The sequence below is a fragment of the Desulfoplanes formicivorans genome (genome assembly GCF_001748225.1).
Classification (GTDB): Bacteria; Desulfobacterota; Desulfovibrionia; order Desulfovibrionales; family Desulfomicrobiaceae; genus Desulfoplanes; species Desulfoplanes formicivorans.
The window spans coordinates 132,138-150,871 of record NZ_BDFE01000020.1 but is presented as its reverse complement, the minus strand read 5'-3'; the positions used below and the strand labels follow the sequence as shown (position 1 = coordinate 150,871).

The 18,734-nt window shown below is 54.8% G+C and carries 17 protein-coding genes; 2 read left to right on the top strand and 15 right to left on the bottom strand.

What is annotated here, in order from left to right; all coding sequences use genetic code 11:
- Positions 1-16: 16 nt before the first annotated feature.
- From DPF_RS12190 to DPF_RS12185, 3 genes are all read right to left on the bottom strand, one after another.
- Positions 17-2,467 (bottom strand): methyl-accepting chemotaxis protein, encoded by a 2,451-nt coding sequence (locus DPF_RS12190; RefSeq protein WP_069859954.1) that lies wholly within the window; start codon positions 2,465-2,467, stop codon positions 17-19.
- 45 nt (positions 2,468-2,512) lie between these two features.
- Entirely contained in the window at positions 2,513-2,746 is a 234-nt protein-coding gene (locus DPF_RS13930) for a hypothetical protein (RefSeq protein ID WP_141721126.1), read from the bottom strand.
- A gap of 95 nt (positions 2,747-2,841) precedes the next feature.
- Positions 2,842-3,723, bottom strand: coding sequence for a deoxyribonuclease IV (locus DPF_RS12185; RefSeq protein ID WP_069859953.1), 882 nt, complete (start codon positions 3,721-3,723; stop codon positions 2,842-2,844).
- A 134-nt stretch (positions 3,724-3,857) separates the two neighbouring features.
- Between DPF_RS12185 and DPF_RS12180 the strand changes: the two genes are divergently transcribed.
- On the top strand, positions 3,858-4,289 hold the full coding sequence (locus DPF_RS12180) for an Hsp20/alpha crystallin family protein (protein ID WP_176724261.1): 432 nt from the start codon (positions 3,858-3,860) through the stop codon (positions 4,287-4,289).
- Positions 4,290-4,355: 66 nt separating this feature from the next.
- Positions 4,356-6,809 carry an ATP-binding protein gene (locus DPF_RS12175; RefSeq protein ID WP_069859951.1) on the top strand — a complete coding sequence of 818 codons (2,454 nt, stop codon included), beginning with the start codon at positions 4,356-4,358 and terminating at the stop codon, positions 6,807-6,809.
- A gap of 80 nt (positions 6,810-6,889) precedes the next feature.
- Here DPF_RS12175 and DPF_RS12170 read toward each other — a convergent pair whose 3' ends face one another.
- The 12 genes from DPF_RS12170 to DPF_RS12115 all read right to left on the bottom strand — a co-directional run.
- On the bottom strand, positions 6,890-8,374 hold the full coding sequence (locus DPF_RS12170) for a UTP--glucose-1-phosphate uridylyltransferase (RefSeq protein WP_069859950.1): 1,485 nt from the start codon (positions 8,372-8,374) through the stop codon (positions 6,890-6,892).
- An 84-nt stretch (positions 8,375-8,458) separates the two neighbouring features.
- Positions 8,459-9,208 (bottom strand): 1-(5-phosphoribosyl)-5-[(5-phosphoribosylamino)methylideneamino]imidazole-4-carboxamide isomerase, encoded by a 750-nt coding sequence (hisA, locus tag DPF_RS12165; protein WP_069859949.1) that lies wholly within the window; start codon positions 9,206-9,208, stop codon positions 8,459-8,461.
- Positions 9,205-9,846 carry a hypothetical protein gene (locus DPF_RS12160; RefSeq protein ID WP_069859948.1) on the bottom strand — a complete coding sequence of 214 codons (642 nt, stop codon included), beginning with the start codon at positions 9,844-9,846 and terminating at the stop codon, positions 9,205-9,207. Before DPF_RS12160 ends, hisA begins: the two co-directional genes overlap by 4 nt.
- The gene (gene hisB, locus DPF_RS12155) at positions 9,843-10,433 is read right to left on the bottom strand and encodes an imidazoleglycerol-phosphate dehydratase HisB (RefSeq protein WP_069859947.1); all 591 of its coding nucleotides are present in this window, start codon (positions 10,431-10,433) and stop codon (positions 9,843-9,845) included. Before hisB ends, DPF_RS12160 begins: the two co-directional genes overlap by 4 nt.
- 47 nt (positions 10,434-10,480) lie before the next feature.
- A complete protein-coding gene (gene tatC / locus DPF_RS12150; protein WP_069860158.1) occupies positions 10,481-11,239 on the bottom strand; it encodes a twin-arginine translocase subunit TatC in 759 nt (252 codons plus the stop codon).
- 72 nt (positions 11,240-11,311) lie between these two features.
- A complete protein-coding gene (gene tatB / locus DPF_RS12145; RefSeq protein WP_069859946.1) occupies positions 11,312-11,650 on the bottom strand; it encodes a Sec-independent protein translocase protein TatB in 339 nt (112 codons plus the stop codon).
- Between the two features lie 181 nt (positions 11,651-11,831).
- Positions 11,832-13,379 (bottom strand): glutamine-hydrolyzing GMP synthase, encoded by a 1,548-nt coding sequence (gene guaA, locus DPF_RS12140; RefSeq protein WP_069859945.1) that lies wholly within the window; start codon positions 13,377-13,379, stop codon positions 11,832-11,834.
- A 129-nt stretch (positions 13,380-13,508) separates the two neighbouring features.
- The gene (gene guaB, locus DPF_RS12135) at positions 13,509-14,972 is read right to left on the bottom strand and encodes an IMP dehydrogenase (RefSeq protein WP_069859944.1); all 1,464 of its coding nucleotides are present in this window, start codon (positions 14,970-14,972) and stop codon (positions 13,509-13,511) included.
- A 119-nt stretch (positions 14,973-15,091) separates the two neighbouring features.
- Entirely contained in the window at positions 15,092-15,799 is a 708-nt protein-coding gene (locus DPF_RS12130) for an ABC transporter ATP-binding protein (RefSeq protein WP_069859943.1), read from the bottom strand.
- Positions 15,792-16,592 carry an ABC transporter ATP-binding protein gene (locus DPF_RS12125; RefSeq protein WP_069859942.1) on the bottom strand — a complete coding sequence of 267 codons (801 nt, stop codon included), beginning with the start codon at positions 16,590-16,592 and terminating at the stop codon, positions 15,792-15,794. Before DPF_RS12125 ends, DPF_RS12130 begins: the two co-directional genes overlap by 8 nt.
- Before the next feature lie 38 nt (positions 16,593-16,630).
- On the bottom strand, positions 16,631-17,824 hold the full coding sequence (locus DPF_RS12120) for an ABC transporter permease subunit (protein ID WP_069859941.1): 1,194 nt from the start codon (positions 17,822-17,824) through the stop codon (positions 16,631-16,633).
- A 34-nt stretch (positions 17,825-17,858) separates the two neighbouring features.
- Positions 17,859-18,734, bottom strand: an 876-nt coding sequence (locus DPF_RS12115) for an ABC transporter permease subunit (protein ID WP_069859940.1), incomplete at its 5' end; no start/stop codon positions are given.

Here is an 18,734-nt window from a genome sequence, read left to right as displayed (position 1 = left end):
GAGGGGCATGCCCGCCCTACTCCTCGGTGACCGCCAACTCTTCATCCGATCGGGAACGCTCTCCCGCCACCATACCCTGCATACCTGCCTTGAGTTCCAGGGACAGCTGGGCCAATTCGGTGATGGCACGGGCCGATTCAGTCATGGCATTGGCTGTTTCCTCGGAAATGCGTCGGATGGAGTGCATGGCTTCGCGGATTTCCTCATTGGCGGCAGATTGTTCCTCGGCAGCCGCGGCAATACGCATGACCTGATCAGCGTTTTCCTGAATTTTGTCGACCATTGACTCCAGAGATTTACCCGAACGGTCGGCTAATCCCGTTGTCTGTTCAATCAGCTTCCCGGATCTTCTGGTCGCTTCAATGGAGGCCTGGGCACTTTTCTGAATGGACCCAATGGTCGAACTGACTTCCTTGGTGGCAACCATAGTTTTTTCCGCCAACTTGCGGACCTCGTCGGCCACCACGGCAAATCCCCGTCCGGCATCGCCTGCACGAGCAGCCTCAATGGCCGCATTAAGCGCAAGCAGATTGGTCTGGTCGGCAATATCCGTGATCACACCCAAAATATCGCCGATTCCCTGCGCCTGCTTGCCCAATTCCTCCATGTCCTGCTGCATTTCCCCGGAAACCCGGGCAACGGTCTCTATGAGCTCCACCATTTCGGTGACAACCACAGCCCCTTCCTGGGCGTTGGCTTTTGTTTCCTCAGCCAGATTGGCCGCAATGGACGCATTGCGGGCCACGTCAATGGCTGTGGTGCTCAACTGCTCAATGGCCACCTGGGTCTCTTCGGCCTGGGAAAGCTGCTGATCAGCACCCCGGCTGGACTCCTCAACCTGGGCGGCCAATTCTTCGGCCGCTGTGGAAACCTGTTCGGCCACGCCTTCCGTTTTTCTGGCCACCTCGGCAATATTCCTATTCTGCTCTTCAATCTGCTTCTGCTGGGCACGAATTTCCGTAAGATCCACCCACAACGAAAGCACTCCCAGCAGATTACCATCCAGATCAAATACCGGGGTTGCCGAGATGGAAACGTTTTTTTGTACTCCATGCGGGGTGGTGTACACGATTTCCTCGTTGATCTGTTCCCTTGACTTGAGGCTGCGTTCGGCAAGGGTTTCCCCGCCCCTACCATGGTTGACCACCTCGCCGGAAGATTTACCCAGACAATCCTCTCTGGTCAGATCCGTACCCAGAATGTCGATCATGGCCTGATTGATAAAGGTAAACTGGTTGCGATGATCAATGACAGCGGCCGGCAAGGTGATCCCTTCGAGAACTCCGGCTGCAAAGCCCAGCTTCTTCTTGATCTCCACGGCCATGACGTTCACCGCCTGGGTGGTATCGCCAATGGCGTCCTTGCGATCGTACTCGGTTCGGGCGTCAAGATCTCCTGCAGCAATTTTCTTGGCCGTTTCAGCCAGGGACAGCAGGGGACGCATCAAGAAGCGAAGCATGACCATGATAATGATGGTAAACAGGATCGTCGAAGCGATGACTACAATAATCCCGGTCACCAGAGCCTTGGCATCCATTCCGGCAAGCATGCTTCCCTCGTCCAGGGCAACACCCACATACCAGCCCCAGGGTTCAAACTGGCGCGCATGCGCGGACCACAACACCCCGTCTACCTTGTATTGCAGATCCCTTTCCTCGTGTCCCCGGATGTCATCCCAGATGGCCGCAGGCAACGAACGCCTCACCTTCTCCCTGTCCGAATGGAGAAGCAGTTGGCCCTGCTCATCCATCAAAAAGGCATGCCCCTTGCCGGCCACATTGATGGAAGCAAAAAAGCGCTCGAATTCCGGAGTCAGCACTTTGGTGCCCACAAAAAGAACAGCCACCACCTTCCCGTCCTGATCAAGCACCGGATGATACAGGGCGAGATACTTTTCCCCGGAAATATCGGTCATGCCCCGATAATCGTTGCCTTGCATCACCGTTTGATAAACCGGACTTGTAGAAGGGATATATGTGCCAACAATCCGCTTGCCCTGATCGTTTTTAATGGTCGTACTCACCCGAATAAGCTTTCCGGGAACAACCTGAAAAACACTTGCTGCCGTGGAGGAAACAGCATCAATCTTGTCCACCAGTTGGGTGGACTCATACCCCTTGCTCAGGCCAACATACAATGTGGGGATGGACATGGTTTCGGATTCAAGGGTGCTCTGATTCCGAACCGTCACCTCCATGAGCTGTTCCTTGTTGACGAAAATCCCCCCCTCACTCTCGATATCACTGAGCATGGTGGCCAAGGGGCCATTGAAATGCTTTTGCAAAGCCTGATTTTGCATGGCCAAAAAATTGGAGAGCGTTCTAGATACCGTGTTCAACGATCCCTTACCCAAGGTATACAGGGTCTCTTTGGACTGCAGATAGTTGAGGGTGCATATTCCAATGACCAAAACTATCATTGCCGACACGATTCCCGTGATGATCTTCTGATAAAAATTCAAACGCATGATTCCTCCGGGTAGGAAATGGACATGAGGGGATATGTGGAACCATCACCTGCAAACACGACTCTTGGCTCCAAGGCGGCGGGCGATACAAAAATGTTCATTCTCATACAAGGTTATTTTCAATTCCGTTATCAAATGTTCATAACGGTCATTCATTTTAGTAAGACCTGGTTTACGGGCATGTTTGTTTCCTGAAGGATACGCCTGCCCTTGGCCGCCACAATGAAAAAACAGCACCGTATGCAGGATAGAGAGATCCGGCGGCACAACCATAGTCAAACCAACGCCTTTGGATCAAGCAATATGCAGAGAAAACACTACCGACGATCAATAAAATCAGCAATAATCAAACCAAAATTTTACTCAAACAGGAATTAACCCTCTGCCCATTCTTTCAACAAGGCCAGATTGACCCGATCCATGCCCCCAGCTTTGTCCTTGGGGGTTTCCAAAATCATGGGCACCTTCAGAAACCTTGCATCGCGCATGAGCAGGGAGAACCCCTGCAGCCCTATATGCCCCTGGCCCACATGGGCATGGCGGTCCCGTTTCGACCCGCAGGGAAACGCGGAATCATTCATGTGAAAGCACCCGATGCGATCCAGACCGATCAATTTATCCAACTTCTCAAAGGTGGCTTCATGGCCTGCCGGGGTGGTCAGATCATAGCCTGCCGCAAACACATGGCAGGTATCAAAACACACTCCCAACCGGTTTGTATAGGCCGAACCCTCCAGAATGGCGGTCAATTCTTCAAATCGGGAGCCCAAATTGGTGCCCTGCCCGGCTGTTGTCTCCACAAGCACGGTTACCTGACGGGTCTGGCTCTGCTCAAAGGCCCGATCCAGATTCCGCACATAGTTTGCCAATCCCTTGCGCACCCCTGCCCCCAAATGGGACCCGGGATGCGTGATAAGGCCGGATACCCCGAGGGCCTCGGCCCGGGAAAGTTCCACGGCAAATCCGTCAACGGATCGTCCCACCTTGACCGCATCCGTGCCTGCCAGATTGATCAGATAGGAGTCGTGGACAAACACCGGATAGGGGCCCCAGATTTTCCATTGCCGGGAAAACGCACTCAAGGTGCCGGCATCCAAAGGGGGAATCTTCCACTGCCGCTGATTGCGGGAAAAGATCTGCAAGGCGGTCCCCCCGATATGGCGGATACGCTCAAAGGCCCGTTCCAGTCCTCCGGAAATGGACATGTGGGCACCGACAAAACGGTCCGTAAAAACAGAAGGAACCGGGGTGAGCATGGGGCGGGTCTCTCTTGATGACAGGCAGGATGGTCCTGCAGGAACAAAAAATCATGGTCAACAGTCCAAACAGGGTGTACGGGAAAAGAACGATCGACCATCCACCATCGACCCATCTTTTCCGGAGGCACGATATGTCTGACCTGATCCTATGGAAAAATCAAGAACTTCAGAAGATCAAACAGGACATGGACGAGTTGCTGTCCTGCTTCATGCGGGACTTCAGCCACCCCTTCCCCCACGACATGCGGACAGGCGACCCCAAGCTCATCACCTTTGAAAACAAGACGTCCTTCTTCGTCAAAATGGATATCCCCGCCCTGTGTACCCGCAGCCTTGAGGTGACCATCATCAATCACGATCTGATCATTCAGGGAAATCAGGAGATATCGCCTGCGGGCCCGCACGGTCCCACAACCCAGAGCTTTTCCTTTCGGGTCAGCCTTCCCGGCCACATCCAGGAACAAGGCATCAAAGCGATCTATCGGGAAGGAACCCTGATCATCACCCTGCCCAAGAAATCAATGCCCAAACCACGCAGAATCCAGGTGATCATTCCGTCATGAACGATCAGCATCTGAAAGGCACCCCTCGGGACCACAAGGAACGACTTTTTGCCAAGGAGAACTGCCATGAGTGAACACGATACCACGTACAAGATACCTGTTGCCCAGCTCAGATGGCGCATGGATCCGGCCGACCTACCCTTTGACGATACCAGTGAAATCGATCCCCTCACCACCATTCTCGGCCAGGACAGGGCCATTGAGGCCCTGCACTTCGGCATTGGCATGCGCCGTGACGGCTACAACATTTTTGTCACCGGTCAGGCAGGCACCGGACGCACCGAAACCGTCCGGCAACTGGTGGAGGAGGTGGCTGCCAAACAAACCAGCGTGCCTGATGATCTCTGCTATCTGCACAATTTCAAACATCCCGAAGCACCTGTCCTGCTCCGTCTTCCTCCAGGCAAGGGTCAGCAGCTCAAAAAGGACATGCACGATCTCATCGAGACCCTGAAAAAGGAAGTTCCGCAACTCTTCGAAAGCCAGGAATACATCAACCGGAAAACCGAAATCAGCGACGCCTATGAAAAAAAGACAACCAGCTTTTTCATGGCCCTGGAAAAAAAGGTCAAGGAAGCCGGTTTCGCACTGGTGACCATCCAGGGAAGACAGGGCCAGCCACCCGATGTCATGCCGCTGGTGGACGGCGAGCCCATGCCCTTGGCCAAGGTGGAACAAATGGTGGAAAAGGGCCGCTTTCCCAAGGACGAATTGGCCAAGCTCAAGCACAACTACCAGGAAATACGTCAGCAGATTGATGCCACGTTCAGGGATATCCGGGCGCTGCAAAAGGAAATTTATGAAAAGAACAAACAGATTGATCATGTCATGTTCACCAATCTTGTCCGCGAACACATCGACAATCTGACGGCATCCTATGATTCCGACATTCTTGCGACCCATCTATCGGACATGATCGAGGACATGCTTGAAAACATGCGCATCTTCCAGGCACCCTCCAAGGAATCCATGATGGCCCAGGCCATGATGCCCGTGGGCGATCCCTTCACCCAGTATACGGTCAACGTGCTGACGGATCACACGGATCAAAAGGGGGTGCCGGTCATTGTGGAAAACTATCCCACCTATCGCAATCTGTTCGGGTCCATTGAACGTATCGTGGACCGAAGCGGCATGTGGCGCACGGATTTCAGCAAGATCAAGGCGGGATCCTTTATCAAGGCCAACGGCGGGTATCTCATCGTCAATCTCATGGACGCCCTCATGGAGCCGGGAGTCTGGCCCGCCCTCAAGCGGGCCCTCAAAAGCCGGAAAATGGAAATCGAAACCTATGATCCCTTTTATCTCTTCACGACCACCGGACTCAAACCCGAACCCATTGACATGGACGTGAAGGTGATCGTTCTTTCCAACAGGTACGTATACTCGCTGCTTCGGGCCTATGACGAAGACACGGCCAAGATCTTCAAGGTCAGGGCGGATTTTGACCAGAGCATGGACAAGACAGAGGAGTCGATTCTTTCCCTGGCGGCCTTTGTGCGCAGCCAGACCGACAAACACGGTCTCAAGCCCTTTGGCCGCATGGGCGTGGGCGCCCTGGTGGAGCAGGCCGTGCGCATGGCCGGGCGGCAGGAAAAAATCGCCACCACCTTTCCCCTGCTGGGTGATCTCATTCTGGAAGCGGATTATTTCGCCACCCAGGACAAGGCCGACAAGATCACGGACAAGCATGTTCATCAGGCCATTGAGGCCCGGATCACCCGATCCAACCTCATCGAGGAAAAAATCCAGGAGATGATCAATCGCGGATCGATCATGATTGATACCCAGGGTGCCGTGGTGGGTCAGGTCAACGGTTTGGCCGTGTACGCCCTCGGGGATTACATGTTCGGCAAGCCGAGCCGCATTACAGCGACCACCTCCATGGGCAAGGCCGGGATCATCAATATCGAGCGGGAAGCCGATCTTTCAGGAGCCACCCACAACAAAGGCGTGCTCATCTTGTCCGGATATCTGCGGGACAAATACGCCCAGGACAAACCCCTGGCCATGAGCGCGTCCATTGCCTTTGAACAGAGCTATTCCGGCGTGGACGGCGACAGTGCCTCCTCCACCGAGGTGTACGCCCTCTTGTCAAGTCTGGCCGATATTCCCATCAAACAGGGAATCGCGGTCACCGGATCCGTCAACCAGAAGGGGGAAATCCAGGCCATAGGTGGCGTGAACCAGAAAATCGAGGGGTTCTATTCCTGTTGCAAGCACATGGGCTTAACCGGCGAACAGGGCGTCATCATCCCCCAAAGCAACGTCAAGGACCTCATGCTCCGCCATGAAGTGGTCGAGGCCGTTGCAAAGGGAACCTTTCACATCTGGGCGGTTTCCAACGTGGACGAGGGCATGCGCATTCTCACGGGCACCGATCCGGGCACACGCCAGGCTGACGGCAGGTATCCTCAGGGGAGTATCAATCATGCTGTGGACGCCAAGCTGACGGTCCTGGCCGAGGGACTCAAGAAATTCGGTACGTCAGAGGACACAACACCTCCCGGGAAATCATGACCAGCGTTAAAAACAGGATATACAAAAAGCCCCGCATAATGCGGGGCTTTTTGTGTTTGAGGAGTGCCAACCAGCAGGTATCAGAAGGTAGTCACGTACCTGGACTGGAAACAGAGGTTGAAATGCTTGTCCTCAAGTTCTTCCTGGTAGACCACGATCTGATTCTCGGTCAGGTTTCTGATGACCACGTCACCCTTAAGCACAATGTCCTTGGCAAAAACAATATCTCCTTCCACGGTAAGGGATGTGCATGCAAGCAGGGAAGGGGCTCCATGGGGAAACCGGGCCAGAAAATCATCCACCCTCATGAAATACCGCTTGTCCAGATCAATGAGAATGGGCCCCAGGGTTCGCTTGGGATTGGGAACCACGGTTTCATCCTTTGAAAGCACGAAATTGTCTGACATGACATTAAGCATATCGTTGCAGGTCTTGACCGGGGCAAACCGCGTCCGTGGGACCTGGAGAACTTGGGCATGACGAAACGAGGAAATGGCCGAACCCATGGCGGTTTCAAGCTGAAAAACCCAGGGAGAATCCTCGTCTCTGGGATCAAGATGCTTGCTGTTGACGATGAGATCCAGAGGCATCATGCCGTGATAGACAAACACCTTTTCCAGGACTTTCAGATTGATCCAGATGGAATTGGTGTTGAAGAAACAATACTTATTCACATCCTGAAACGCATTAAGGCTTTTTTCCGGACATTGGGCAATCTCGCGCAGGGCCAGACGGCCGTTTTCCCGGAGCCGACACAGATGCCCGCCTTTTTTATCCGAAGGCATTCTGTCGGCCACTTCCATGAGAAAAGGCAGATCATTCTTGACCATGAACCCGAAAATAGCCGGGTCCACCACCGCACCGAGGTTGTCCGAATTGGCAATGAATGCGTATTCGAATCCGGCCTCCAGGAGCTTTTGCAGGGTTCCCGAAGTAACCATGGAGGTGTAGATGTCTCCATGGCCCGGCGGATTCCATTCCAGTTCGGGGTTCTGGGGCCACTGGGCCGGGGAAAGATCTTCCTGCATGACTTTGGGGGACTTGTGCTGGATAAAGGCCAGGGGAACCCGGGTGGATCCGTTGTCAAACCCCTCAATGGCCAGCATGGTGTCCAGATGGGTTCTGAAACTGTTCATGAACACCAGGGGGATTTCCGTACCCGTTCGTTCCCGCAACCTGAGGACCTGACGGACAATAATATCCAGAAAGGTCCGATCCCCGCGAACCGGCAGCAAACTCTTGGCCTTCTCCAGGCCCATGGAGGTCCCGGACCCGCCATTGAGTTTGATGATGGCCAGTTTGCCCAGGGCGTGTTCACCGATGTCGACGCATTCGAGCGCCTGATCATAGGTGGGGATGTCTTCCCGGGAAACCGGCTCGATATCCGATTCATCCAATTTGCCCAGGGAACCGTGAAGAACCTGGTTATAATAGTACTTGGTCACATTGATGACGATATCCGGAAGTCCGTGGGCCTCCATCTTCAACTCGAAGGGTTTGAACTTCTGGGTCGAAGCAAAGGTGTTGACCTTCAAAAATCGTATGAGGGGAGAGCTTTCTTGCACGCAACCTCCTTGGGCGATCCGATCGTTCGTATGGACCCAACGTTGCCCCTGCCGAAGTAACGACAAGAGAATCCTGGCATCGGGTCACGAGGGATCGTTGGCCTGTCTCTGGGCAGTCAGCCAGGCCAGGGTCACACGAACATCCAGGGTTCCTGCATAAATGGCCTTGCCGGTGATGACTCCCTGCAAACCGCGTTGGGCAAGGGGATACAACTCCTGAACGTCCCTGAGGGTGGAAATGCCACCAGCAGCAAGCACGGGAACCGAGGCCAGATCCACCAGTTCTTCCATGGCCTTGATGTTCACTCCGGACTGCATCCCGTCCCGGGCGATATCCGTGTAGATGAAAAAACTGGCACCGGAACGCTCCAGGCTGGGAACAACATCCTCCACGCGCACTCCGGCATCCTCCACCCAGCCCCGTGTTTTAAGTACACCATCCCGGGCATCCAGGGAAACGCCTATCTGACCGGGAAAGGCATGGCACAACCGTTCGAACAGGTCCGGATCTTCAAGGGCCATGGTCCCGATAATCAGTCGGGTGACCCCGGCATCCAGATAGGCACCGGCCACCTCCAGATCGCGTATCCCGCCACCCAGCTGCACGGGGATGTTGATGCGGGAGCACATGTCTCGGATGAGATCGAAATTCTTGGGACGTCCGCTAAAGGCCCCATCCAGATCAATGACGTGTAGCCACTCGGCCCCCATGCCGGCCCATTGTTCGGCCATGGCCGCCGGGCTTGAGGCAAACACAGTGACCTGATCCTCGACCCCCTGTTTGAGGCGCACGCATTGGCCATCCTTGATATCCACTGCAGGGAACAAGATCATAATCCGAGCTCCTCAAGACATGTTGCCAGACCTTCCCTGGCCATCTGTTCGGCAGTAACCCATTTGCCCTTGCGCTTGTAGAATGTTCCTGCATCAAGCAGATTCTCGCTCAGGGAATGCTGCACCTCTTCATAATGGGCCCGTCGGACGGATTCATTTTTCACATCGATCAGATAGAGATCAAAAACAACCCCTGCAGGCTGGTTGACGCTCCAGTCATTTCCCTGCCTTTCCTGCCACTGAAAAAGATAGGGCACCAGGATGTAATCTGCCGGCACGCATTTGGCCACCTCCATCCAGAAGGAAAAGGCCGACGGCCGGGACCGACGTTGCTGCCCCCAGAGGATTTCCTGACACTGCCTGACAACTCCCGGAGCAATAAAGGGAGCTGCATGCTTGCGGCCAGCCAGTTGGGCAGCCAATTCCGAATCCATGAATCCAAGGGCCTCAGGAGGCAAGGCAGTCATGTCTTCGGGCAGATGACCCGCCATGAGCTCCCACCCGTGGGCAGGCTGGAAAACCCCGGCAACAGCCAGGCGAACATTGCCCGGAACCGGCGTGACACTGGCCTTGGGAGCGCATGACGCCACCAGGGCAACAACCATCAGAACGCCAACGACTTGTGCCACATTCTTCATGAGTCCAAAACCCCCTTGGTACTGAACACCGCATCTCCGGTCCGGACCAGACCCTGCCGCAGGGCAAGCCCCAGCCCCTTGAATGCGGATTCGAGCATGTGATGGCCATTCATCCCGTACAAAATGTGAATATGCAGATTGATGCCCGCCTTCATGGCAAAGGACTTGAAAAACTCACGCCAGAGATCCTTTTCCTGACCGGCAATAAGCGGCGGCAGATCGCGTTCCTCGTACACGAGATAGGGTCGACCGGAAATATCCACGATCACTTCGCTCAGGGCCTCGTCCATGGGCACCTTGGCCCAGCCCACCCGGGCAATGCCGGACTTGTCTTCCAGGGCCGCGCAAAAGGCCTCCCCCAAGGCAAGGCCAATATCCTCCACACTGTGGTGGGCATCAATATGATAATCCCCCTTGCAATGGACCTCCAGGTCGAATCCGGCCCAAAACCCCATCAGGGCGAGCATGTGGTCGGCAAACCCGTACCCGGTTCGGATGGACGTCTTGCCGGTCCCGTCAAGGGTGCAATCGATTTCAATACGAGTCTCGTTGGTAACCCGCTCCAGGTGGGCATGTCGTGTGCGCATAAGATGATTTCCTTTGTCAAGCCAAGGGTGATTCCAGCAACAGGTGTCTACTTTTGAACAGCAACATCATCATTGAGGTCGCTCTCATCGGTTGGGGGTTGTTTCTTTTTCTTGCCGAAAAAATGCGCCACCCAAATGCCCAATTCATACAAGATGACCAGGGGTCCGGCCATGAGGGTCTGGGAAACCACGTCCGGTGGCGTGAGGATGGCGGAAACAACAAAGGAACACAAAACAGCGTATTTGCGTTTTTTCCTCAGGCCCGGGGCCGTGACCATGCCAAGACGGGCCAGGAAAAAAATGAACAGGGGCAGTTCAAAAATGACCCCAAAGGCAATGAGCAGTTTCAGAGAAAAACCGAGATATTCCCGGATGGTGGGCATGGGACGGATGAAATCCGTTGCAAAGCCCATGAAGAACTTGAATCCAAAGGGAAAAACCACAAAGTATCCAAACAGGGCCCCGCTGACAAAAAACAGGGCGGAAAAAATGGCCATGGGGATGAAGTAACGCCGCTCCGAATCATAAAGCCCCGGGGCCACAAATTTCCATATCTGATAGAAGATATAGGGGCTGACGGCAAACAGACCGGCCACAAAGGCAACTTTCAGATAGGTGAAAAAGGCCTCGGGCAGGGAGGTGAAGATGAGGGTACTTTTGGGAGGCAGCACCTCGATAAGAGGAGCCATGAGAAGGTTGAACAAGCGCTCGGCAAAGGCATAACAGCCCAGAAAACCGATGACCGAGGCAATGATGCACCGGATCAGACGCTGCCGGAGTTCGTCCAGGTGACCCGTAAAGGTCATTTCATCGCTCTTTCCGGCAGAAGAATCGGAAGGCGATGACGCAGTGGTCGTTTGATCTTCAGCCATGACGGATCAGGCCTCCTTGCCGGTCACACCGCTGCCTGCGGTTTCCTTGGTCCGGTCGTTGGAACCTTTACCCTCGTCCACCACCTCGACCTGAGCTGCAGGTGCTTTCGAAGACGCACTCTTTTGCTTGTCATAGAGTTCTTTTTCCGCCTCCCGGGTTTTGGCAGCCTCTTCGGCCCGTTCAGCCTCCAGGTCGATGGTCCGTTTGACATCGGAGCTCATGCGCTTGAATTCTCCCAGAGCCTTGCCAAGGGTCCTGGCCACATCGGGAAGTTTGTTGGGGCCGATGACAATGAGGGCCACGACCAGAATAATGAGAACTTCAGTAGTACCTATTCCAAACATGATTCAACCGTTGCTGAAGTGGATGTTCTGGAAGATGCGTCCATGGGGGACGATTCCCGCCAACAAGACGTCAAAACCGCAGGCCGTGCGCTTGCGCCGGTATTGGTGCATGCTCCACATCCTGCGGTTTTGACGTGTACAAAAATACCGACCAAAAAACCAGTCTTTCCGGACGGATTTTCTACTCCCATTCGATGGTGCTCGGTGGCTTGGAAGAAATATCCAAGACCACACGATTGACACCCTTGACCTCATTGATGATCCGGTTGGAAATCCTGGCCAGCACTTCGGAGGGAATCCTGGACCAGTCTGCGGTCATGGCGTCCACACTGTCCACGATGCGTAGGGCGATCACGCTCTCGTAGGTCCGCTCGTCACCCATGACACCAACCGTCTTCAGGGGCAGCAACACGGCAAAACCCTGCCAGACCTTGTAGTACCAATTGGTGGCCTTGAGCTCCGAGGTGACAATGGCATCCGCTTCCTTGAGCACATCCAGCCGCTCCTTGGTGATCTCACCAATGATCCTGATGGCCAGACCGGGCCCGGGAAAGGGATGACGCCAGACAATGGAATCGGGCATGCCGAGCTGCTGGGCCACCTTTCTGACCTCGTCCTTGAAAAGTTCCCGCAGGGGTTCAACCAGGGCAAGGTTCATCTTTTCGGGCAGTCCGCCCACATTGTGATGGCTCTTGATCACGGCCGAAGGGCCCTTGAAGGATTCGCTCTCAATGACATCGGGATACAGGGTCCCCTGGGCCAGAAAGGAGACCCCGGGAATGGCCTTGGCCTCTTTGTCAAAAACCTCGATAAAGGTATGGCCGATGATTTTGCGTTTTTCCTCGGGATCGCTGACTCCCTGCAAACGGTTCAGGAAAAGATCCTGCGCCTGCACATGGATCAGGTTGAGATCGAAATGCTCGCGCAGGAACCCGATCACTTCCTGGGCCTCGTTCTTTCTGAGCAGTCCGTTGTCCACGAAGATGCAGTGCAGACGCTTGCCAATGGCCTGATGCAGCAACGCCGCAACAACCGTGGAATCAATTCCCCCGCTCAACCCGCACACCACCTGGGCGTCACCAATCTGCTCACGCAATGCCGGAATGACGCTATCCACAAACGAGGACATGGACCAGCCAGCAGTGAGCCCGGCAATGTGAAAGAGAAAATTGCCCAGAATGGCCTCGCCCTGTTCGGTATGCATGACCTCGGGATGGAATTGCAGACAATAGATACGCCGGTTTTCATCGGCCATGGCCGCAACTTCCACGGTTTCGGTCTTTCCCACTACCGAAAATCCGGGAGGCGGGGTGAGCACCTTGTCGCCGTGGGACATCCACACATTGAGTTTCTTGCCGGCATTGAGATCCTTCCACAGGGCAGTGTTGCCGCAGAACTCGATTTCAGAGCGGCCGTACTCCCTGTCCCTGGCCGGAGCGATTTCCCCGCCCAGAAGTTTGGCCGTAAGCTGCATGCCGTAACAAATGCCCAGAACGGGAATGCCCCAGGTAAAAATCTCCGGATCTATGCTCGGCGATTCGGAATCAGTCACTGATGCCGGTCCACCCGAAAGGATGATCGCCTGGGGATCAAGCTCCCGAATCTTGTCCAGTTCCAGGGTACAGGGGTGGATTTCCGAATACACCCCGGCTTCACGCACCCTGCGCGCAATGAGCTGGGTGTACTGGGAACCAAAATCGAGAATGATGACGGAATCTTGTCGTTCCATACCTACGTTGTCCTATACTGGCGGCCCAAGCCGCCTCTATGCGTGTTCATGCCATGATCAGGACCATTGCGCTCACCAGCGTACGCCAGACGCAATGGTCCTGGTATCCTCTCCTGCCTGCTTTTTCACTCAGTAGGATTCAACCCTGTAGTTGGGAGCCTCCTTGGTGATGATCACGTCGTGCACATGGCTCTCACGCAGACCTGCCGGCGAAATACGTACAAACTGCGATTTGGTCTGCAGATCTTTGATGCAGGGACAGCCGAGATAGCCCATGCCCGACCTGAGACCGCCAATCATCTGTTCGATATTGTCGATCACCGATCCCTTGTACGGGACCCGGCCCACAATGCCTTCCGGCACCAACTTGTGGGTATCCTTCTTGTCCTGAAAATACCGGTCACTGCTGCCGTCGCGCATGGCATCAATGGAACCCATGCCCCGATAGATTTTGTACCGGCGGCCCTGATACAGGATGGCTTCACCCGGGCTTTCATCGGTTCCGGCAAACAGGCTGCCCATCATAACGGAATCAGCACCCGCAGCCATGGCCTTGACCAAGTCTCCGGAAAATTTGACCCCGCCATCCGCAATAACGCATTTCCCCTGTTGGTGGCAGACGCGCACCGCATCCATGATGGCCGTGACCTGGGGAACACCCACACCAGCAACCATGCGTGTGGTGCAGATGGATCCGGGACCAATGCCCACCTTGACCGTGTCCACGCCGGCATCAATGAGGGCCTGGGCCCCATCGCTGGTGGCAACGTTCCCACCCACAAGCTGACACTCCGGATACCTGGCTTTGATGGCCTCAACGGATTTGAGGATATTGGCGGAATGACCATGAGCCGAATCCAGAACCAGGACGTCGACGCCGGCTTCTATCAGGGCAGCGGCCCGGTCATCGCGATCCCTTCCGACACCGATGGCAGCGCCGACCCGCAGACGACCGAGATGGTCCTTGCAGGCATGGGGATACTTGCGAACCTTTTCAATATCCTTGATGGTCAAAAGCCCCTTGAGTTTGTTGTCCTCGTCCACCACCAGCAGCTTTTCGATCCGGTTCTTGTGCAGCAGCCTCTTGGCCTCGTCCTGGGAAATGCCCACAGGTACGGTAACCAGATTTTCGCTGGTCATGACTTCCTTGACCAGGGTTCCCATGTCGGTGACAAATCTGACATCACGGTTGGTGATGATCCCCACCAGCTGCCCCTCCCGCACCACAGGCAGACCGGAAATTCTGTACTCGCTCATGAGCTCGAGTACACGCCCCACGGCATCGTCGGGGTGGACAACAATGGGGTCAACGATCATCCCGCTTTCGGATTTCTTGACCTTTTCCACCTCCAGACGCTGGCGCTCAATGGGCATGTTCTTGTGAATAATCCCGATTCCTCCGGCCCTGGCCAGGGAGATGGCCATGCGTGACTCCGTGACCGTATCCATGGCCGCGCTGACAAGCGGTATGTTCAATTTGAGGGAGGGGGTGAGGTAGGTGGCCAGGTCAACCTGGTCGGGGAGCACTTCGGAATATTGGGGGACCAACAGAACATCATCGAATGTCAATCCCGTTCCAACTATCTTTTCCATAGGGCTTTCTCCGTATGCTTGATTATATATTATGAAAAACCTCTGGAACTACAGATTCGAAAAAGCATTCGAATCCACCAGAGGTTTGCGTCTGTGAACGGGATACGGGCCGGCCAACATTACAATCCGAGATAGGCCCGCTTCACGTCTTCGTTGTTCATCAGGGCCCGGGCGGAATCGGACAGGGTAATGGTCCCGTTTTCCATGACATATCCCCGATGAGCAACCTTGAGGGCCTGGTTCGCATTCTGCTCCACCAAAAAAACCGTGGTATTGTTTTCGGTGTTGATTTTCTGGATGATTTCGAAAATCTGCTTGATGATCAGGGGGGCGAGCCCCAGGGAAGGTTCATCCAGCAGCAAAAGTTTGGGCCGGGCCATCAGAGCCCTGGAAATGGCCAGCATCTGCTGTTCGCCACCGCTCAACGTTCCGCCAGCCTGATTCTTGCGCTGGGCAAGAATGGGAAAAAGATCAAAGACATACTCAAGATCCTTTTTCACCCCATCCTTGTCTTTCCGAAGATACGCTCCCATATCCAGATTTTCCATGACCGTCATGTACGGAAAAATGAGCCTGCCCTCGGGAACCTGGCAAATGCCCAGGGGAACGATTCTGTCGGGAGAGAGATTGTGGATGGGTTGTCCCTTGAAAAGGATCTGTCCCGACCGGGGCGGAACCACACCGGATACGGACATGAGGGTGGTGGTCTTGCCCGCACCATTGGCGCCGATAAGAGTGATGATTTCTCCCTCGGCAATCTCGATGCTTACGTCCTTGAGGGCCTGGATATTGCCGTAAAAGGTATTGATCCGCTCAATCTTAAGCATCGTGTTCCTCCCCGAGATAGGCCTTGATCACATTGGGATTCTTGCTCACCTCTTGGGGCGTTCCCGCGGCAATGCCCTGGCCGTACTCCACAACATAAATCCTGTCCGAAAGACTCATGACCACCTTCATGTCGTGCTCAATGAGAAGAACAGCTATGTTTTCCTTGTCCCTGATGCGCAGAACCAATTCGCCCAGAGAGGCGGTTTCCTGAGGATTCATCCCGGCTGCCGGCTCGTCAAGAAGCAGGAGAAAGGGGTCCGTGGCCATGGCCCGGGCGATCTCCAGCCGGCGCTGATCACCATAGGGCAGGTTCTTGGCCACTTCGTCGGCCACCTGATGAAGGCCGACCTTTTCCAGAAGTTCGTAACTTCTGTCAACACTCTCCTGCTCTTCGCGCCGGGTACGCTGATTGCGCAGTACCGCCCCCAAAATCCCGGAACGGGTCCGGCAATGCCGGCCGACAATAACGTTTTCCAAAACCGTCATGTTGGGGAACAGCCTGATATTCTGAAAGGTCCGGGCCATGCCCTGCTGGGTAACCTTGTTGGGCTTCATCCCGTTGATCCGTCGACGAGTCTTACCATCACGGGAAATATGGATATCGCCTCTGGTTGGGTTGTAGATGCCGGTGATACAGTTGAAAAACGTGGTTTTCCCGGCACCATTGGGGCCGATAAGGGCAACAATTTCGCCTGGATTCACGGTAAGATCCACGCTGTTCAGGGCACGCAGACCGCCAAAGTCCATGGTCAGACCGGATACATCAAGTAAGGGATAGGATTGAGTGCTCATACGTATGGATGCATGTTGGATTTGAAAGAAATGACCCCTCAGGAGTGCTTGTACGCATATTTCTTGCGCACATTGGCAATGAGTCCCTGGGGTCTGAACACCATCATGAGAACCATGGACGCACCAAATATGAGCATCCGGTACTCGGAAAAGGCGCGCAGATATTCCGGCAGCAAGATGAGGATGAATGCGGCCAGCATGACCCCGACAATGGAACCCATGCCGCCCAGGACCACAACGGACAGAATGATAGCGGACTCCATGAAGGTGAAACTGGCCGGATTGATGAACGTCGTCTTGGCCGCGAAAACAACCCCGACCATGCCCGCCCAGGTTGCTCCCAGGGCAAAGGCAGTCAGTTTGGTTTTGGTCCGATCAATCCCCATGGCCTGACACGCTATTTCGTCCTCGCGCAAGGCGAGCCAGGCCCTTCCGATGCGGGAATTCTGGAGCCGGTTGACCACGAAAATGGTGAAGATGACCATGGCCACCATGATATAATAGATATACAGGGTGGCCGAGTGCATGGAGAGATGCATGTCAAAAAATCCGGGGCGGGGAATGTTGGCGATCCCGCTGGGACCAAAGGAAAAGTCATTCCAGTTTTCCAGAACAAGACGGATGATCTCCCCGAAACCCAGGGTGACGATGGCCAGATAATCCCCGCGAAGCCGCAGGACCGGAAAACCGAGGACAATGCCGAACAGCGCGCCCAGACAGGCACCAATGGGCAGGACAGTCCAGAATCCCAGGCCGAAATGGTAGTTGAGCAATGCGTAGGAATAGGCCCCTACAGCGTAAAAGGCCACATAGCCCAGATCCAGAAGTCCTGCCAGACCAACAACAATGTTCAGGCCAAGGCCCAGGACCACATAGATGAGAGCCGAAATCATGATGTTGGTCTGATAGGTGTCACCCAGAAAGGGAAAGACCACGGCCAGGGCGAACAGGGCCACCACAACGGGCCGATAGATCTTGGGCTCGGTCAGTATGCGATGGGTCCAGCCTTCCTGGCTTTGCCCTCCGGCTTCGGCAGCCTGCCCGGCTTCCTTGCGGGCGATCAGAAACCGCCAGGCAAAGGACAGGACAAAGGCGCCAAGGCCGATATAAAACAGATTGTGCCAACGCCACTGGATGGTCCTCTCAATGGTATCCACGCGGATGACCAGGAGGGGAAACGTCAAGAACATGAACCAGACGGCTACAAGCAGAGATTTTTTCAAGCCGGACATACTTCTTCCTTGGGAATTAGACGATAAGGCCGCATCAGACTTTCTGGGTCGTGGAACGTCCCAGGATACCGGCCGGTCTGAAAATCAGGATCAGGACCAAAAGACAGAAAGCGAACACGTCCTCGTAGTCGCTGGAAATATACCCCGTGGCAAAACTTTCCGTCCATCCGAGGACCAGACTTCCGAGAACGGCACCGGGAATGCTGCCGATGCCGCCCAGTACGGCGGCCGTAAACGCCTTGATCCCGGCGATGAACCCGATATAAAAATTGATCTGACCAATGTGCGTGGCAATGAGCACACCGCCTATGGCTGCCAGGGCCGAGCCGATGATGAAGGTCGTGGAGATGATCCGGTCCACATTGACCCCGGTGAGCATGGCCATTTTCTTGTTCTGGGCCGTGGCCCGCATGGCCTTGCCGATCTTGGTGAACTTGATGAGCAGGGTCAGGCCGATCATGACCACAACGGTTGTCACGATGATGACCAGATCCGACGAGCCCAGATACCAGGCAAAGGGCTCCATGAATGCAAACTCGGGGATAAGGCTGGGAAAGGGCAGAAAATCTGAGGTCTGGGCCAAAAGAACGTAGTTCTGCAAAAAAATGGACATGCCGATGGCACTGATGAGCGGCGCCAGCCGGGTGGCTCCGCGCAAGGGCTTGTAGGCGATCTTCTCGATGGTAAAGCCGTAGGCGGATGCGTAAATCACGGCAACAAGCACGGCAAGGAGCAAAAGGGACAACCCACTGAACCCGGCCATGGAAAGAACACCGGCAACAATGAGTCCGGTGAACGCGCCTATCATGTAGATTTCGCCGTGGGCAAAGTTGATCAACTCGATGATACCATATACCATGGTATAGCCCAGAGCTATCAGGGCATAGATGCTTCCCCTGGTCAGCCCGCC